19 protein-coding genes and 1 pseudogene are annotated in these 16,266 nt (G+C 66.5%); 11 read left to right on the top strand and 9 right to left on the bottom strand.

The genetic code is table 11. From position 1 onward, the window contains the following. Positions 1-149: 149 nt before the first annotated feature. The 3 genes from GO592_RS14825 (at position 150) to GO592_RS14835 (ending at position 3,023) form a co-directional block, all read left to right on the top strand. Entirely contained in the window at positions 150-932 is a 783-nt protein-coding gene (locus GO592_RS14825; RefSeq protein WP_007297890.1) for a DUF1206 domain-containing protein, read from the top strand. A 788-nt stretch (positions 933-1,720) separates the two neighbouring features. Then, a complete protein-coding gene (locus GO592_RS14830; protein ID WP_007297891.1) occupies positions 1,721-2,047 on the top strand; it encodes a hypothetical protein in 327 nt (108 codons plus the stop codon). A gap of 292 nt (positions 2,048-2,339) precedes the next feature. After that, positions 2,340-3,023: a PAS and ANTAR domain-containing protein gene (locus GO592_RS14835; RefSeq protein WP_202715193.1), complete on the top strand. Its 684-nt coding sequence runs from the start codon at positions 2,340-2,342 to the stop codon at positions 3,021-3,023. A gap of 106 nt (positions 3,024-3,129) precedes the next feature. On the opposite strand, the gene GO592_RS14840 is transcribed toward GO592_RS14835, so the two are convergent. Together GO592_RS14840 and GO592_RS14845 are read right to left on the bottom strand one after the other, a co-directional pair. Then, positions 3,130-3,432 carry a hypothetical protein gene (locus GO592_RS14840; RefSeq protein ID WP_007297893.1) on the bottom strand — a complete coding sequence of 101 codons (303 nt, stop codon included), beginning with the start codon at positions 3,430-3,432 and terminating at the stop codon, positions 3,130-3,132. A 21-nt stretch (positions 3,433-3,453) separates the two neighbouring features. Then, positions 3,454-4,188: a TetR/AcrR family transcriptional regulator C-terminal domain-containing protein gene (locus GO592_RS14845; protein WP_007297894.1), complete on the bottom strand. Its 735-nt coding sequence runs from the start codon at positions 4,186-4,188 to the stop codon at positions 3,454-3,456. A 231-nt stretch (positions 4,189-4,419) separates the two neighbouring features. Here GO592_RS14845 and GO592_RS14850 point away from each other — a divergent pair, with 231 nt between their 5' ends. The 8 genes and pseudogenes from GO592_RS14850 (at position 4,420) to GO592_RS14885 (ending at position 9,446) form a co-directional block, all read left to right on the top strand. Further along, entirely contained in the window at positions 4,420-4,755 is a 336-nt protein-coding gene (locus tag GO592_RS14850) for a hypothetical protein (protein ID WP_007297895.1), read from the top strand. A 240-nt stretch (positions 4,756-4,995) separates the two neighbouring features. Further along, positions 4,996-5,247: a hypothetical protein gene (locus GO592_RS14855; RefSeq protein WP_157234253.1), complete on the top strand. Its 252-nt coding sequence runs from the start codon at positions 4,996-4,998 to the stop codon at positions 5,245-5,247. A gap of 14 nt (positions 5,248-5,261) precedes the next feature. Continuing rightward, complete coding sequence (locus GO592_RS14860; protein WP_007297896.1) at positions 5,262-5,513, top strand: hypothetical protein; 252 nt, start codon at positions 5,262-5,264, stop codon at positions 5,511-5,513. Next, positions 5,510-6,469: a hypothetical protein gene (locus GO592_RS14865; RefSeq protein WP_007297897.1), complete on the top strand. Its 960-nt coding sequence runs from the start codon at positions 5,510-5,512 to the stop codon at positions 6,467-6,469. The genes GO592_RS14860 and GO592_RS14865 overlap by 4 nt, the downstream gene beginning before the upstream one ends. 115 nt (positions 6,470-6,584) lie before the next feature. Beyond that, positions 6,585-7,142 carry a CsbD family protein gene (locus GO592_RS14870; protein WP_202715194.1) on the top strand — a complete coding sequence of 186 codons (558 nt, stop codon included), beginning with the start codon at positions 6,585-6,587 and terminating at the stop codon, positions 7,140-7,142. Between the two features lie 29 nt (positions 7,143-7,171). Further along, a complete protein-coding gene (locus GO592_RS14875) occupies positions 7,172-7,855 on the top strand; it encodes an IF2 family translation initiation factor (protein WP_202715195.1) in 684 nt (227 codons plus the stop codon). A 413-nt stretch (positions 7,856-8,268) separates the two neighbouring features. After that, positions 8,269-8,741 (top strand): annotated as a pseudogene (locus GO592_RS14880) (CinA family protein); the annotation flags it as partial. Between the two features lie 51 nt (positions 8,742-8,792). Then, complete coding sequence (locus GO592_RS14885) at positions 8,793-9,446, top strand: HemK2/MTQ2 family protein methyltransferase (RefSeq protein ID WP_007297003.1); 654 nt, start codon at positions 8,793-8,795, stop codon at positions 9,444-9,446. Between the two features lie 19 nt (positions 9,447-9,465). Here GO592_RS14885 and GO592_RS14890 read toward each other — a convergent pair whose 3' ends face one another. The 7 genes from GO592_RS14890 to GO592_RS14920 form a co-directional block, all read right to left on the bottom strand. Further along, complete coding sequence (locus GO592_RS14890) at positions 9,466-10,152, bottom strand: hypothetical protein (protein WP_007297004.1); 687 nt, start codon at positions 10,150-10,152, stop codon at positions 9,466-9,468. A gap of 64 nt (positions 10,153-10,216) precedes the next feature. Beyond that, on the bottom strand, positions 10,217-10,717 hold the full coding sequence (locus GO592_RS14895) for a hemerythrin domain-containing protein (RefSeq protein WP_007297005.1): 501 nt from the start codon (positions 10,715-10,717) through the stop codon (positions 10,217-10,219). 531 nt (positions 10,718-11,248) lie between these two features. After that, positions 11,249-11,740 (bottom strand): STAS domain-containing protein, encoded by a 492-nt coding sequence (locus GO592_RS14900; protein WP_007297006.1) that lies wholly within the window; start codon positions 11,738-11,740, stop codon positions 11,249-11,251. A 767-nt stretch (positions 11,741-12,507) separates the two neighbouring features. Beyond that, a complete protein-coding gene (locus GO592_RS14905; protein WP_007297007.1) occupies positions 12,508-12,690 on the bottom strand; it encodes a hypothetical protein in 183 nt (60 codons plus the stop codon). A gap of 848 nt (positions 12,691-13,538) precedes the next feature. Further along, complete coding sequence (locus GO592_RS14910) at positions 13,539-13,826, bottom strand: hypothetical protein (RefSeq protein WP_007297009.1); 288 nt, start codon at positions 13,824-13,826, stop codon at positions 13,539-13,541. Positions 13,827-14,800: 974 nt separating this feature from the next. Beyond that, positions 14,801-15,436: a TetR/AcrR family transcriptional regulator gene (locus tag GO592_RS14915; protein WP_007297010.1), complete on the bottom strand. Its 636-nt coding sequence runs from the start codon at positions 15,434-15,436 to the stop codon at positions 14,801-14,803. 39 nt (positions 15,437-15,475) lie between these two features. Further along, positions 15,476-15,760, bottom strand: coding sequence for a hypothetical protein (locus GO592_RS14920; protein ID WP_007297011.1), 285 nt, complete (start codon positions 15,758-15,760; stop codon positions 15,476-15,478). Positions 15,761-16,266 lie beyond the last annotated feature (506 nt).

Raw genomic sequence — 16,266 nt, forward strand, 5'->3', positions numbered from 1 at the left:
CGTGGCGACACTGTGCCCTCCCGTCTCGTTGTTCAACCAGCAGAGCGACCTGACCCCACCCACCGAGGCGCTCGAAGCTGGATTCACGTAACTCGGAAAACGGGCGCCCCGATCGCAGCGTCGACGTTCGTCGCTGTGGAGAGCCGATCGTGGTGGCCCAGAACAGCTTCTTCGAACGGTTCGCCCGGGCAGGGTTCGTGGTGAGCGGCATCGTGCACCTGATCATCGGCTACATCGCCATCCGGCTCGCCCTCGGCGGCGCCGCCGGCACCGCCGACCAATCCGGTGCCATGACCGAACTGGCCGCCAAGCCGGGCGGCGTCGCCGCACTGTGGGTGGGCGTGGTCGCGTTCGCGATCATGGGACTGTGGCGGCTCGCCGAGGCGGCACTCGGCAGTTCGTCCCGACCGGACGCCGACAGCAAGAAATCGGAAGTGATCGATCGTCTCAAGGCATTTGCTCTGGCGGTGGTCTACTTCGCGTTCGCCTTCTCCGCGTTCGGATTCGCCCGCGGCAGCGGCAAGTCCAGCAGCGGCCAGAGCGCGGGGATCACCGCCCGCCTGATGCAGACCACCGCCGGCACGATCGCTCTCATCGCCGGGGCGCTGGTCATCATCGCGGTCGGCGGATACCACGTCTACAAGGGCGCCGGTCAGAAATTCCTGGACGACCTCGAAGGCAACACCAGCCCACTCGTACGACGCCTGGGCACGGTCGGCTACATCGCGAAAGGGCTGGCCATCGCGGCGGTCGGGTTGCTGGTGATCCTCGCCGTCAGCCAATCCGAGCCCGACAAAGCCTCCGGACTCGACGGCGCCTTCAAGACCGTCGGCGCCCAACCCTACGGAGCGGCCCTGCTCATCGCGGCCGGCGTGGGCATCATCACCTACGGCCTCTACAGCTTCGCCATGGCCCGATACGCCAAGATGTAGTCGCCGCGCAGCCCCGCGCAGTCGCAGTGAGTCGACACCGGGACGCGGAGCGCCTGCGGCCGCACTCCCGCGTCTGATTGACGTGACAGATGAGGAACTACGTAGCCGCGCATGATTGTTCAATACCGGGGTGTGGACGAGGTCGAATAGCGACGGCGAGGCCGCGTCGGGGTACCTCATGCAGTTCCGGCGCCGAATCTGGTTTCCCAGGATCGACCCAAGGGTACTTGCGGTGCATGGGTGCACGAGCGAGAACGGACGGCCGGACACCGGTCGCATCGCACCGTGGCGGCACAGTCGGCCACGGTAAGACCTCCGGCGGTGACAACCTGACTGCGACCTCCAAACCGAAGGCGGCGGCCCGGAGATCCACGGCGGCGAAAAGGTTCGCGGCGACCGCCACGACCGAGGCGGGCGGCTGCCGCGCCGGCGGCCGGCGGCGACGACATCGACCGGAGACCTCCCGGCGTAGTGGCCCGCGGCGGGGAGGGAACCGACGCCACGACGAACGCGAACGGACGCCACCGGCGAATCATCCTCGGGCGCACACGGTCGGCGGCGCGCCGACAGCGAGGCGCCCTCCGGGCGTGTGCCGGTGCGGGCCACCACCGCGAAGCCGGCGGCCCGCAAGCATCCCGAGGTGCTGTATCCCGCACGGCCGCGCACTCGCGGTCCACCGCCCCGACTCGCACACACCGACCGGACTCGTCAGCGAAGGACACCCACCGCGGCGGGCCCTCCGACACCACCCCGGGCCTGGTGTTGCGGTCGGTCGAGGCCGCCATCGAATGGCTGAAAACCCACATTCACCAACTGCTGGAGACGGCGCGGGACCGTGGCGCCATGCTGACGGAAAAATCAAGCAGAAGATCCAGGAGTGGATCAACACCCTCGTCGACGAGGTCGCGCACGGCGGGGTGGGCATGCAAGCCGGACTCGAGGGCATTCGCGCCGCCCTGACGGGGAAGAATCCGGTGTGGGCCGCGATCAAAGGTCTGGCCTCCGGATTGAGCACCAACGCCAAGATCGCCCTTATTCTCCTCCTGGCCCTCGGACTCCTCCTCGGGCCGGTACTGGTCTCGACGGCACTCGCGCAGGCCGGATCACGCGCCTAATCTTGTTACCCGGCGTCGCTGTCACCCCCAGGACAGGGCACCAGACCTTGTTGCGTTGCGCATAGCAATAAATATGAAAAGGGCAGGCGGGAGGGTGTTTCCCCGTCGGGGTTCGGGTACCCGTCCTGCCGGGGAGTGCGCGCGGCGACCGTGGCCGTCACCGAGGGAAACCCTGCCCTTTCCGGCGTACTGACATCGTCGGATGCAGCGGTGTGGACAATTTCTGCGCACTCCGATCAGAGTGCTCGGCATACTGTGGCGATGGCATCCGAGGCGTGGAGCACGCAGGGCCATGGGTGTAGCTGTGGACAGTGATGAGCTCCTCGGTTCGAATGCGCCCCCACAGGGCGGAAGTTTCCGGTTCTACCTCGACGGCCAGCGCTGGGAATGGTCCGACCCCGTCGCCCGGATGCACGGCTACCACCCAGGCGAGATAACCCCCACCACGGAACTGCTGCTCTCCCACAAGCATCCAGACGACCAAGCACCGGTTGCTGCACTCTTCGACAAGATGATCCACGGCGGCGAACCGTTCAGCAGCAAGCACCGCATCATCGACACCGAACGGCGCATCCACCACGTCATCGTGGTCGGCGATCGCATGCTCGACAAGAACAACCAAGTCGTCGGCACATCGGGGTATTACATCGACATCACCGAAGCCTTGGAAACCGACCTCCGTGAGTTCAACGCGGCGCTCACCGAGGCCGTCGCCGAACTCGAACAATCGCGGGCGGTGATCGAGCAGGCCAAGGGTGCTCTCATGCTCGTCTACGGCATCTCCTCCGAACGAGCCTTCGGCATCCTCACCTGGCGCTCCCAGGAGACCAACACCAGACTCCACACCCTGGCCGAGCGCTTCGTCGACGCCCTCGCCGCCGAGGCGACCCTCCCCGCGTCGTCGCGCGCCCAGTTCGACCACCTGCTCCTGACCGCACACAAGCATCCCGACACCCAGCCGATGGCACCGGACTGACCGGCGGTCTCATGCGATAAGCCTCACCGCGGGGAACCTGGACCGAGACCCACCCGCAGCACGAATCTCCGCCACCCGTATCGCTTCCCCGACAAGGGGACCCTCCCTACGCGGTGGTGAGGTCGGGTGGGTCGGGGAGGTCGACATCGAGAAGAAAGTCGAGCCAGATGAGCGCGTCGGCCGGGGCTTCCGCCCGCATGGTGAGGTCGAATTGTTCGGCGGCGGTGAGCGACCGCTCCACCTCGGCGTGATCCTCGACGAGGAAGGCCGACACCGTCCGCAGCACCCAACGCGCCGAGGCCGGCAAGTTGTCGACGTCGACGTACCCGCCGTCCGTGAAGCGCAGGTCGAGGATGAACCGCTCCCCCGGACCCGCGGCACCCAGGCGTGCGATGACCACGCCGAGCACGGACGGATCGGAGGAGCCCGTTCATGTGCCGGTTGCGGAGGTGGTTGTCTGGAAGAGGGTCTCGAGGCCGCCGATGGTGACATCGAGGCCCTCGTCGAGAAGTTGCGCACCGTCGTAGTCGGCGAGTTCGGAAGCGAGGGAGCGTAACCGGGGGAATTTGCTGCGCGGCAGGCGGTGCAGTCCGAGTCGGAGAAGATCCTCCGACTCGTCGGGGTCCTCGATCAGTTCCTGGAGCTCATCGAGAATGTGCCCTTGCAGGAACCCGAAGAACAGCCGGTAGGAGCGCAACGCATTCGGTGGGGAGAAGCCGGCCCGGATGAGCAGTTCGAGGAAGTCCTCGAGCGGGCGCAGCGTGCCCAGGGGCCGTAAGCCCAGCGGTGTCGCGAGGGGGCGGGTCACCAGTAGTGGCACGACATTGGGGTGCGCGAGTGCGAGGTCACGGTAGCGGTGGGCAAGTAACCGCAGTTCCTGCGTCCAGTCCTGCGCGTCCGGGTCGATGACGAGTTCCCGGAGTACCAGTTCGACGACACCGTCGAGGAGCGCCGCCTTGTTCTCCGCGTAGCGGTACACACTCATCGCGTCCCGGTCGAGCGCCTGCGCCAACCGGCGCATCGACAGGGCATCGACGCCCTCACGGTCGACGATCTCGAGGGCGGTGGCCAGCACCTGCTCGGTGGTCAGGCGGGTCAAACGAGTCCGCGTTCGGGGACGGGCCTTCGTCGTATTCGACTCGTCCGAGTCCGTGCGCGCACTCATCACTGCCTCCTCAGGTGAGACGGACCATAAGAGATGCGTCCACGCCGGATCGCGTCTTATGCAGCCCTTACCTACACCGTACACTTGCACTGTAGTTACTAATGGGTATACTTGCGGTGTATGGGTTCGCTCCAGCAGAGGGTCGCGCTCACCAACGTCCACCTCATTCGAGGAGACGTACATGGTGACCCGAGACTGCAAATACCGGGCACCCCATTAAAGGAGTCATCCATGACCTCCACTAACCCTGCCACCCACAGCAACACCGGCAGCAACACCGGCGCCGTAGCTTCCGGTCCGCGCGCTCATCTCGATTCGCGCCGCAGCACCGAGACGAAGGCCGCGTTCAAGACCACCGAGTTCTTCGTCTACATCGCCGCAGTCATCGGAGTCTTCATCGCCTCGTATCTGGTGCAGACGACCGACGCGCACGAGGACTATTTCCGGGCGGACCGCGCCTGGTTCTACATCGTCATTCTGACGATCGCCTACATCGTCAGCCGGGGTATCGCGAAGTCGGGTTGCCGCGAGCACTACACGGACACCGATCGGCACAACGGCGTCTAACTCTCTTCGTAGCGCAGGGGTCCCGGCGCCGAGTGTGCCGGGCCCCGCGGCGACGACGGCGGTCGACTCCGTGACACCCACATCGGGCCAGGCATTCAGCCGTTGTGCCCCGCTCTCGAATGAGGGACTAGGGCCCAGGATCTCGGACTGCGCGACATCCTCACCGCACCTTCTCGGCGAGAAACGACAGCACACCTGGTATCAGACTTTCGTGCACCACCAGACAGTGGGATCGACATCGTGTCCAAATTATTCTCGCCCTTACTCATTGACGACGTAGAGCCGCCGAGCATCGATACCGCTCCCGCCATCCACGCGGTGCATCCGTCCCTGGTGGAACTACCCGGCGTCCGGCGGGTCCTCGACCTCGCGGCGCTCACCATGTTGTCGGTTGCCGTGGCCGCCACGACGTCGTTCACAGTTGCGACCCTCGGTCTGCTCTCCGCGATCGGCACCCGGGTTGCGTTGCGCCGCAGCTTGACTGCTCGATAAGGAAGGTTCATCCCATGTGGATTCTCGTCAGCCGTCTGCTACGCCGATGGAAGATGATCGTTCTCGCTCTTACCCTCGTGGCCGCCGTACTGTCCCGACTCGGTAACCACCTCGAACGCCGCGCCGGCAAACCGACCACCACATCACGCGGCCTGCTCGGAATCTCGCGGTTCGCCCGCCACCGGGCCGGCGCCGATGACGCCACCACGCGTCCGGCCGGCGCACACCGCACACCCGACTCACTCGACCTCAGGAGTAATGCATGATCGACAACACCGCCACAGTGATCAACCAGCTGCGAGTCGTACTGGACCTGACGCACATCGAAATTCGGGTCGCCGAGACCCGGATCGCGCAAGCTCGAACGGAAGCGGTCCGCCGGGAGCTGTCGCAGAATGCCGGCAATGCGCGTGAGCGCGCCGGCGCAGTGGAGGAAGCGATCCGGGACCTCGGTGGACTTCCCGACGTCGTGGGCCCGTTCCTCGGTCGCGCGACTGCGATGGTGAAGGCGATGGCCGAGCAAGCGCAGCCGTTCGACGAGGCCCTGCTCGGTGATCTGATCCTCGAGCATCAGCTCCTCGACCGGGCGCGTTACCTCCGGGCACTGGCGACCGCGTCGCAGCACACCGGCGTCGTTGCACTGGCCGGACGATTGATCACCGCCCACACCGCCACAGTCGAATGGTTGACGACGGTGCTGGCGGAGGACGCCCTCGGGGGCCCGGCGGCATTGCGACGCACCCCGATGCAGGCCGCGACCGGGACCGCGATCCGGTTGATCACCGTCCCGGCGACGTGGTCGGCGCGCGGTATCGATCGCGCCATCGACACCGTCCGGGCCACCCCGGACCGGATCGGTGCGCTTCTGAGCCGCGGTGCCCACGCCGGTGACGTGGCCACGAAGACGCTCGTCGCCAGTCGCGACGCGGCACTCGAGTCGGCCGAAGAGGTGACCCGCAGAGAGGGCGCGTCCGGTGTCGCGGATGCCATCCGCAATGCCCGAACCGTCAATGGTTCTCTCGAGGACGAAGAGCTCCCGATCTCCGACTACACGGAACTCAATGTCTCCGGTGCGGTGGCCGCGGTGAAGGAACTCACCGTACCTGGCGATATTCGCATCATCATCGCCCACGAAGAGGCGAACAAGCACCGCCACGGGGTGGTATCGGCAGCGCAGATCCGCCTCGCCGCCATCGCGCAGGAAGTCGTCGGCATCAACTGATCGGGCGTGGGCGCCAGGCAGGCCGAACCGCGTCGACGCGATGAAGGCCGTCTGGCGCCACCCCATACGCGGGCCGCAGTACCGTCGCCCGCCCGAATACCAGGAGAACATTCTCATGAATGAGCAGAACACGTCCGGACAAGCGCGCAAGGGTCTCCTCGACTCGGTCAAGGGCAAGGTGAAGGAAGTGGCCGGGGCCGTGACCGGCAACGACTCGCTGGCCACCGAAGGACAGCTGCAACAGGCGCAGGCGCAGCAACGTAGAGAGGCGAACAGTGCGGAGGCCGTGGCCAGGGCGGAAACCTCGCAGGCCGCAGAGGAACTCGGCCAGGTGCGTCGTGAGAGTGCCGAGGAACGCGCTGCGATCAGCGCGGAGACGGCGGCCGCCGAAGAAGCTGCCCGGAACCGGCAGCAAGCAGTGCACCGGGCCGCGGAGCAGCAACAGCACCGCCAGGTCGCGCAGGAGCAGTCCCGCGCGGCGGCCGACGCCCGCGACGAAGCGGCCCGGGCGGAGACCGTCGAACGGGCGAAGACGGTCGCCGCCGCCGAAGAAGCCGTCGACGCCACCGACGAACACCGGCGGGCTGTCCGTGAAGCGAACGCCGCCCGCGACGAGGCAGAACGAGTTCGGCGCGCCGCCGAGGGCCTCAGCAACGACGCCGGCCTGTCCTGATCCACTCCCTACGAATAATCGGAGATTCCATGAACGTCCTTACCGTCCCCATCACGCTCTTTCGGTTGCAGTACACGATCCTGCGGATTCCTCTGCAACTCGTCGAAGACCAGTTGATGTCCCGGCTGGCAACCGAATCGCCGGCCCGGCTGATGTACGAGCGCACTCTGGGCGTGCTCGACGGCGCCGTCGGCAGTGCACTCGGGGACCGTGACACCGAGCGGCGCGGCGACGCACTGACCGAGCGCAGCGACGCACTGGCCCGGGCGGCAAAACTCGAAGAAGAGGCTGCACGCACCGAGGCCGAGGCCGACACTGCACTGGAAACCAAGCGTAAGCAGGTCCACGACAAGCAGGCGGCGGCGCGGGAGGCGAAGCAGCGGGACGTCGAACAGGCCCGCCGACGTGAGGTCGAGCGCAAACAGGCGGCCGTGCGGGACGCCGAGCAACGCAAGCAGGTCGCGAAGAAGAACGCCGATCAACTTGCCGCCCAACGCACCCAGGCGGCGGAGGCCGAGCACCGCGCCGAGCAGACCGAACTCCGGGAAGCCGAGAAAGCGGCGGCAGTGCCGGCCAAGGCCCAGCTGAAGGACGCCGCGAACAAGCAGGACGAGGCAGCGGACAAACGTGCTCGTGCCGACCGCGCCGAGAAGCTGGCCGAGGCGGAAAAGGCCAAGCGCCGCAACGAGACGGCAGCCAACGGGCAACGCTGACCCGACAGGCCGGTTCTAGGCGGCCCCCCGGTCAACCGGATGGGCCTCGCCGAAAGCGCCGACGGCGCTGCACCTCAAGGATTGCTTCGGGTCGGGATTGGGTACTCCGGTACACATGTCGTCACCCGCGTCCGGACGCGGTGCCGGCCAGGCTCCCCGGTTCAGCCAATAGCCGGTGGGCCGCCCCAACGCACGACCGGATGCATGATCTCGACGCGTCTGAGGCGAAGACCAGCGGCCTACTGCGAGGGGTAGCTACAGTCCGAGGGAGCGCACCAGCAAGGTTGCGTATCGAGACGGTGGAGGCCAGATGCTCAACGTGGCGTTATTGATGATCGTGCTCGCGACGGGTATGGCGGGCGCCTCCGCACTTCACCGTATCGGTCGCCGGAGTGCACCGTAGAGAACCCCGCATGAGTCACTGTGACGAGCGTGCGGAACGGATCTCGGCCGCAGCGCGCGATCGGCAACTCACCGTCGCCACCGCGGAATCGCTGACCGGCAGAAGAATCTCCTCGGTTCTCGGTGCCGCACCATCGTCGTCCGAATGGTATCGAGGCAGCATCGTCGCCTACGCCAGCACGGTGAAACAATTGGCTTTTGCAGGTTCCCGACGGCCCGGTGGTCAGCGAACCCAGTACGCGTGCGATGGCGACAACGGCAGCGGGGTTGCTCGGCGCGGGGTTGCTCGGCGCGGATCTGGCGGTGGCCGTCACCGGGGCCGGCAGACCACAACCCCAGGACGGACAACCACCAGGCACCGTGTGGTTCGGGGTTTCACCCGGCGGGTGCCGCTCGCACCGAACTACGGCACCTCGACGGTGATCCCGGCGACGTGGCGGAGGCGACCACCGCCCATGCCCTGTTCCTGCTCGAAGACGCGCTCCGCCGGTTGGGCGCGCATTGGTTTCGGTCCGGAGAGCGTGAAGAGTGGTCGATGCTGCTACGGATGCCGGGTGTCTATCCCCCACAGGACGATACGTGGCTGCTCGCCGACACGCTGACCGAACAACCACTGAATGCGTGCACGCGGGTCCTCGACATCTGCACCGGCACCGGGGCGCTCGCCCTGCGGGCAGCCCAGCTGGGCGCCGGCAGTGTCACCGCGATCGACATTTCCCACCGCGCCGTGCTCACCGCCCGGCTCAACGCCCGCGGGCACGGACGCACCATCCGGGTGCTCCAGGGAAGTCTGACCGTGCCTGTCCGCGGGGAACGCTTCGATCTGGTGATTTCCAACCCTCCATACGTGCCTGCCGAGGTCGACCGGATTCCCGACACCGGCATCGCGCGGGCCTGGGATGCCGGCACCGACGGGCGCGCGCTCCTGGACCGGATCTGCGCGCAGGCACCCGACGTCCTCGCACCTGGGGGAACGCTGCTCCTCGCCCAGTCGGCACTGAGTGGGGTCGACAAGACCCTCGTCATGCTCGAGGAGCACGGTTTGCAGGTCGACGTCGCCGCTCGGCGGGAGATCCCCTTCGGCCCCGTCCTGACCGGACGTCGCCGCATGTTGGAGTCGCGCGGTGTTATCTCCGCCGATCAGCGCAGCGAAGAGATTGTGGTGATCCGCGGCCGACAGGACGCATAGACGCTCCCGGCGACGGGGTCTACGGGGACCGGTCGCCGCGGCCGCGGCGACTCCCCCGGTACGCGCCGACCCGCACCCCGGCCAGCCAGGCAGTCCGAAGCGCCAACCAGGGTGGACAGTGGAGGACCGGGTCGAAGATGGGTTGCGCGTCGTCCGGCAGTTCCTGCACCCGTGTCAGCGTCACCTGCCCGGCGGGAACGGGCGAACCGGTCACCGAGACGAGTTCGAGCCGAAACCTCAGTGGCGCTACCGCGATGGATTCGCGCAGCGGTAACACGGGTGCTCCCGCTCCCCGGGGCGAGTTGGGACGGCGCCCGGTACAGCAGCCTGATGCCCTATTCGTCGAACGGTGCGGACACCAGGTGGGTGCTGGCCGTGCCGGTCGGACCCCATCCGGCGTCGACGTCGCTGGACGCGCCGCCGAGGTGCCGGAGCTGGCCAGCAGCAGATCCCACTCGCTATCGAGCGGATCGAGCGGATCGAGCGGGATCTTCAGCGCGAGCCCGAGCACGTCCGGTACTCCCGTCGGTGTTCCCACTCCCCCGGACAGCCTCGCCACCACGTTCGTCGTGGTCCCCGACTCCAACGTCCACCACCGGGTGTGCAACTCGATGTGCCCGGTGGCGACCAGGCCGCGCGGATGGAAGACCCGGGCGCCGCCCCGCAACGCAGCAGCGATCCGAAACGGGACCCCCACGAGCACCATTCGAACCTTATGTAGGGTCTGCCTGCCCGTTCCACCGCTCCCGGTCCTTCCGTCCGCTCGATCCCTATTTCAGGACGGCGTCGACCGTCTTCTTCAGCGCCGACGGCTGGGCGGGAGAGGTGGGCGCCTTCTCCTTCAATTCGAGCAGCCGTTCACCGATCTCCCGGAGCTGTTTACGCCCCAGCGCTTCCCGTACCTTGGGGAACCACTCCTGCTGTTCCTCTTCGATATGGTGTTCGACGTTCTCGATCAGCACGGTGGTCTTCGCGTCGAACCGCTCGTCCCCCGGCTTCATCGCTGCCAGCTCGACGACCAACATGTCCGCGACGTGGTGCTCCTCGTAGGATTCGAGGATGTCGTCCTCGAGGGCCGGGACGAGCTCACGGACCTTCGGGTACATACCCTCGTTCTCGATGTAGGTGTGCACCGTCAGGGCCTCGATGATCTTGTCAACGATGCGGCCCTTCTCCACCTCCGCGCCCGATCCCGCACCACGGAAGTCACGGAAAAGTTTCCGGATCTCCTTGTGATCGTTCTTCAAGATCACGATCGCATCAGTCGACATGAGTACCTCCCAGATGGGAATCGGATGGAGCACGCCAGAACGGTGACGGCCGTGCCTACGCTTTACCCACTCGCGCCCCTCACTAACAGGCTGCCCTCCGACCGGTGTGCCGCCCCGCCAGGAACACGAGGGCCGTCGGGCTCACGCAAGGACAGGGCGCGTTCAGCTCATGGATGAAGATGCCCGCTGCTTCGCGTCGAGACAACCGGGCGGCGATCTTCGCAGAGGCTGCTGCGCTCCGAGGCACACGCTGGGTGGTCCGGTCGGTTGCCGGTGTCGGATCAGGCGTGGGAGCGGTTCGCCCGCGCCGCCGCGCTCATTGCTTTCACACAGACCGCAGCATCAGGGCCTCACCCGACGCGAGGTCCGGATCGGAACGCCCACCGAATCGACTTCTCGACGCTTCGCACCGTGTGATGCCCTCCAGCACTTCCACTGTCGCCACTTCACCGCGGCGGCCTGCAGGCCAAACGGAAGGTCCGTGAGGCATGGCCGCCCGCCGCCCCGCGATCGCCCTCGCGGGAACCGAGGTCATCCAACAGGTTGGGTAGGGCGGCGCGCAGCGACCGGACGGTGGCGGGATGGGGTCGGCCGATCGAGCATCGGCAGCGGCGGCACCCTGTTGACCGCGGAGCCTGCCCTGGTGGGGTGGGCGGCGGTAAAGGCCTCCGCGACGCTGGCGAAGCACTGCACCGCGTCGATCCCGACCGCGACGATGATGCGGCGCAGGTCATCGGGTGCGGCAACGGTCAACCGGCTGCGCTGGTCGCGGAGCCGGTTCCCGGCGGCAGCGAGGACGGACAGCGCCGCGCATCCGACGAAACCGGTCGGAAGCAGGTCGACAACGACGCTGCGCCCACGCAGGACGACCTCGTCGAGGCAGGCACCGAGTACCGGTGCGGTGACCACGTCGAGGTCCCCGGTCACGCGCAGCACGACCGGACCGCCGGGGGGTTCGTCGATCTGGAGGGCGAAGCCGTATTCGTCGGGATCGGCCTGGTCCCAGGCCGCGGTCTGAGCCATCGCCAGACAAAAATGCTGCGTGGTATCGGTAATGGAACGAAGGTAAGCCATGGGTGCTCCCGGGCGTGCGACGGAGACCGAACCTGCGGAATGAGAACTCTCGAAGAGGTTTGGCGCACCGGCCGCGATGGTGGGTGGACTGCCGGGCTGCTGTCTCAACCTCTGCCCCTGACGGTAACCGGACCACGCCGTTGAGGGAACCCCTCCCCCGCGGCTAAACCCAGTGATCGGCGATCAGCCTCCTTCGGTAGGAAACGGGCTTCCCCTCGGATCGGCGGGTGTACCGCGTGGGGAACGCACCGATCGGGTATCCAATCCCTGTGGAAATTATCGGAATCGTCATTCTGGTCGGCGTCATCGCCTATGTCCTGTACAAACGCGGGAGGAAGCCATCCTCGGGGCACGGTTGACTCCCCCGGACACACACTGCCACCCGCACTGGGCATGCAGTTGGCCGCGGACCGTTGCTTCCGTCGAAGTGCATCGACGGCGCAGGATCCGGAGTCGACAGCGGTAATCCTGTCCCGCTCGACGATCCACCAACGGGTCGTCAGATTCCACTAAGGCAGAGGAATGATCGCGGCGGCGAGCTCTGACGGGTCCGGAAGCACCAGGTGCGTGGTCACAGGTTCGAGTCCGACCTCGGGCCACTCAGCGATCAGCGGCAGGTTTTGTGTTTGCGGTAACCCGGTTACTTCGTACAGGTACTCGCGCTGGTAGAGGTCCTGGCCGTTGTACCAACCGCGACTGTCACTACGAGGCACTGGCTAGAGAATCGAATCTACGAGTGCACGAAGTCGCATCGGACGACCGTGCACCTGGCCGTGACTGCGCTTACCCGTCTCAGGGTCGATGACAGCTGGCGCCGTGTATTCGCGTCTCATCGCTTCGGCGTGGATGCCGCTGCCGACGACGGTCACCGCGACCTCGAGGCCGGCCGAGTAAGCCATGATCGAGCGCAATCCGACCGTGACACCCTCGACACGGGCGAGCAGTACTGGACCATGCGCGATCGCACCGATCTCTTTCTCATTCGACGACGCAACCGCAGCACGTCATCGATACATCGTGTGCTGCCGCCGATATAGGCGCATGGGAAGTCGAAATGCGTTGCCACGTACCAGGCTTTATCGTCTGGCCACCACAGGTGAGCCTCCAGCCCGTGGAACGTGTCGGCTGCCCGAGCGACCGACCTCGTAGAAGGTAGTAGCGGAAGCCTGCGATCGTCAGTTTCGGAACGTCGCGGGGGATCCCGTCGAATGCGGTGTTGCCCTCCCAGAACCCGAACCAACAGTGTTCAGGGGTGGTGGTGTGCTGCGCGAGCACCTCACCCAAAGCCGTCAGCTGCTGGGGCTGCCACGGTGGGACGGGGGATTCCGGGACGATCGGGGTCGACTGCATGTACCCGGCGGAGCGAATTTGAGCATCGTCTCCAGCTCCATCGAAGGATGCACGATCGCGCCCGTGACCCGGGCAACGTCGGCCCAGCGCAACCACCGCTCATACCCGCCGTCGTCGACCGTCTCCACCGGTTGCAGCACGCGACCGTAGGCTTCGAACCCGGCGGGCACTAGTGAGGCCACAGTGGTCTTCCGAGTCACTTCGATGCCGTCCCGAACCCAGTACCCAGCAGACACGTCGTACTGAACGTCCGAATCCTGCCATTCGCTCGCCATACTGCCAGTCTCCACTGGCTGTCGGAATCACCACATTCACGCGGGGCCTATCGACATCGGCTTGCCCCACCCGGATCGGGTACCCGCGTCGATGCCGCGGTACGCCTGCCACGCCGCTCACCTCACGGGTGGATCCCGCCGCCGCGGGGCATGAGTTCGAACCACGCGCTCGCTCCGCCGCGCAGATGCGGATCCGGGTAGCACAGGGCGAGGCCTTGCGCATCGAACGCGGTGAACCACTCCTCCCAGGAGATGTGCTCGAGCTCGCCGGGGCGAACCGCGGCAAAGTCGATGTGCAGGGCGGCTGCGGTGTCGGTGGTCCTCGCCGTTCGTGCCGGTACGCCGTGATGCGCCTGAATCCAACCGCGGATCTCGTCGTGATCGGTGGTGATGTGCCGGTGTGAGGTCATGTCGGATCGGTCCTGGTTGGGGGCAGCCGTACGCGGGTGTTGTTTCGGATTGGCTCGGGTTACCCGCGCCAGCGCGACTTGAACCCCACCTGCGAGCCGCAAGCCGACCCCCCGACTTCCGCATCAACAGGCCCCAGGCACATCGATCCGGATACGATCCGCGGTGTGACGCTCGGCGGTCTCACGCTGTCCCTTCTCCGGTTTCCCTACCGGCTGCTACGCGTGCGTTCGAGATGCAGCCGATAGCGCCCACTCTCCGGCGCCCGACCTTCGGATCAAAGCAAGTCTTCCGCCGCGACTACCCGGGTACGCACACGCTTAACCGAGCACCCTCCCAGCGTGCACCGAGCTATCCCCTCCCTCCCGGCGACTGCGAGACCGTTCGGATGAGCTGACCGCTCTGGTCTCGCGCTGATCTGCGGTGGCAGAGTGGGCAAACCGCTGCACAGTGGCGGCGACGGTCAATCCGTCAGCCGCTGTCTGGCGAACAGCGTGGGCGGGCATGCGCCTCGAAACCGCCGTCGATGTCTACCCGCCCGGGCGACCAATACCATCGCCCGCGACGATCGAGGGCCCCTCCGCCACAAGGAATATCGCCACGAAGATATCGGCAGCAGAAACTTCGCTGAAACAGCAAAGTCACCAAGAATCCGGTCATGGGTTGGACACATAGTGCGACCGATTCGGGGTACTCCACCCACACGCTGCCGACGGCTCGACGGCTGTCCGCGGGCGGCGAGACCCTCTGTCGACTCCCCCTTTCGATCGAGGGCCGTCACCCGCCGCGCGTGGACCGCGGACGAACGATCGCGCTCACCCCCTCGGGCCCCGCGCGGCCCCGCGCGAGAAGTCACTCACACACCCCCGCGGCCCCGCGCGAGAAGTCACTCACATGCCCCTGGCTCTTCCTCTCATGCCCGCTGCGGTGTGACCCGATGCGTCAACCGCGCGCAGGGACAGAACGTCCGCGACAGTCAGCGAGCTTTGCTGGTGAGAATCTGTACGAGGTCGTCGAGGGCGATCAGGGCGGCGTCGCTGTCCCGGTCGACGAGCCAACGCAGCACCAATCCGTTCATGCACGCGAGCGCGAACCTGGCGACCTGCTCGACCGGGGTGATCCAGGTGACATCGGCGCGGGTCGCGCACAGGGTGAGGAACGCGACGGTCTCGGCGTCCATTGCGGAGTACTGCCGCTCGGCGATCGCCCCCGCCGCCAGGTTGCCGGCGCTGCGGCGGCGCAGCGCGTGGGCGGTCAGCTCGTAGGTCAGCAGCTGGTGGTGGGGGGTGGCTTCGACGATCGGCCACAGACCGCGGATTCCGGCGCGCAGCAGATCCTCGAGGGCCGGGATCCCGGTCAGCCCGGAGGGTTCGGTGTACTGCCCGAATGCCAGTCGCATCCCGTCGTTGACCTGCAAGATCTGGGTTTGTCCCAGTTCGGTGAGGAGGGTGTCCTTGTCGTGGAAGTGGTAGTGCACGATGCCGGGGGACGCCCCGGCGGCGGCCGCGAGGGGGCGCAGGGTCAGTGCGTCGACGCCCTGCTCGGCCGCGATCATCAACGCCGCCTCGAGAAGTTGGGCGCGGCGCTCATCGGCGGGCAGCTTCTTCGCCATCAATCGAGCGTAAGCGTCCGGCGGTCGGGGCCGGGGGCTTTATCCCACGACGATCAGCACCCCGACGGCCGCGACCGCGACCACGGAGGCGAGGATGCAGATCGTCCACGCCCGTGTCGCGACCCGGTGCCAGTCCCGGTCGCGGCGCACCTCCCGGGTAGTGAGGACCGGCGATATCGAGGGTGAGACCGCAGCGTCGACCCGGTCCGGTCCCCCTTCGCGAGAGCGTCCGGACACCGCATCGGCGGTCACCGCCGCGGCGAGCGACACCGCGATCACGCACAACGTGACCACCAGGACTTCGACCATCCAGAACACATTCATACCGGCAACTCGAACTTCCTTGTTCCGCGGGTCTCCCCGCTCGGCGATGGGCCACCTCTCGGTCCCGCCCGGTCGTGTATCGCCGGTAGGGCTCATCGTGTTTCACCGATTGGCCCATAAACTTTCTTTATTATTTTGATCAGTCGTCCAATTCCATTTTGACCACTCGTCCAATCGACGCGGTCGCGGCGCCATTCCGGTGGGCGACGCAGGAATTGCGTGAGGAACCTGGTGGTGACGTCCGTAGCGTTGTTCGTAGATGACACCATGCGCCGCGAAGTGAAATAATTCAGGGGGGCCGCACCGATTTCCTTCTGATTCTTCCCGCGACAGCAGAGGACACTATGCGAAAGCGAGGTCCGTCATGCAACGACGGGCCCAACTGACCCGAACCACCATCTCGGCGCGGGCGGCGGAGCAATTCGATCGGCACGGTACGTTTCGCACGCCGCCAAGGCGGCCTCTACTTCCACTTCCGGTCCAAACGGGACCGCGCCCGGCAGGTG

It is taken from the genome of Rhodococcus sp. 21391 (assembly GCF_016772255.1).
GTDB classification, from domain to species: domain Bacteria; phylum Actinomycetota; class Actinomycetes; order Mycobacteriales; family Mycobacteriaceae; genus Rhodococcus_F; species Rhodococcus_F opacus.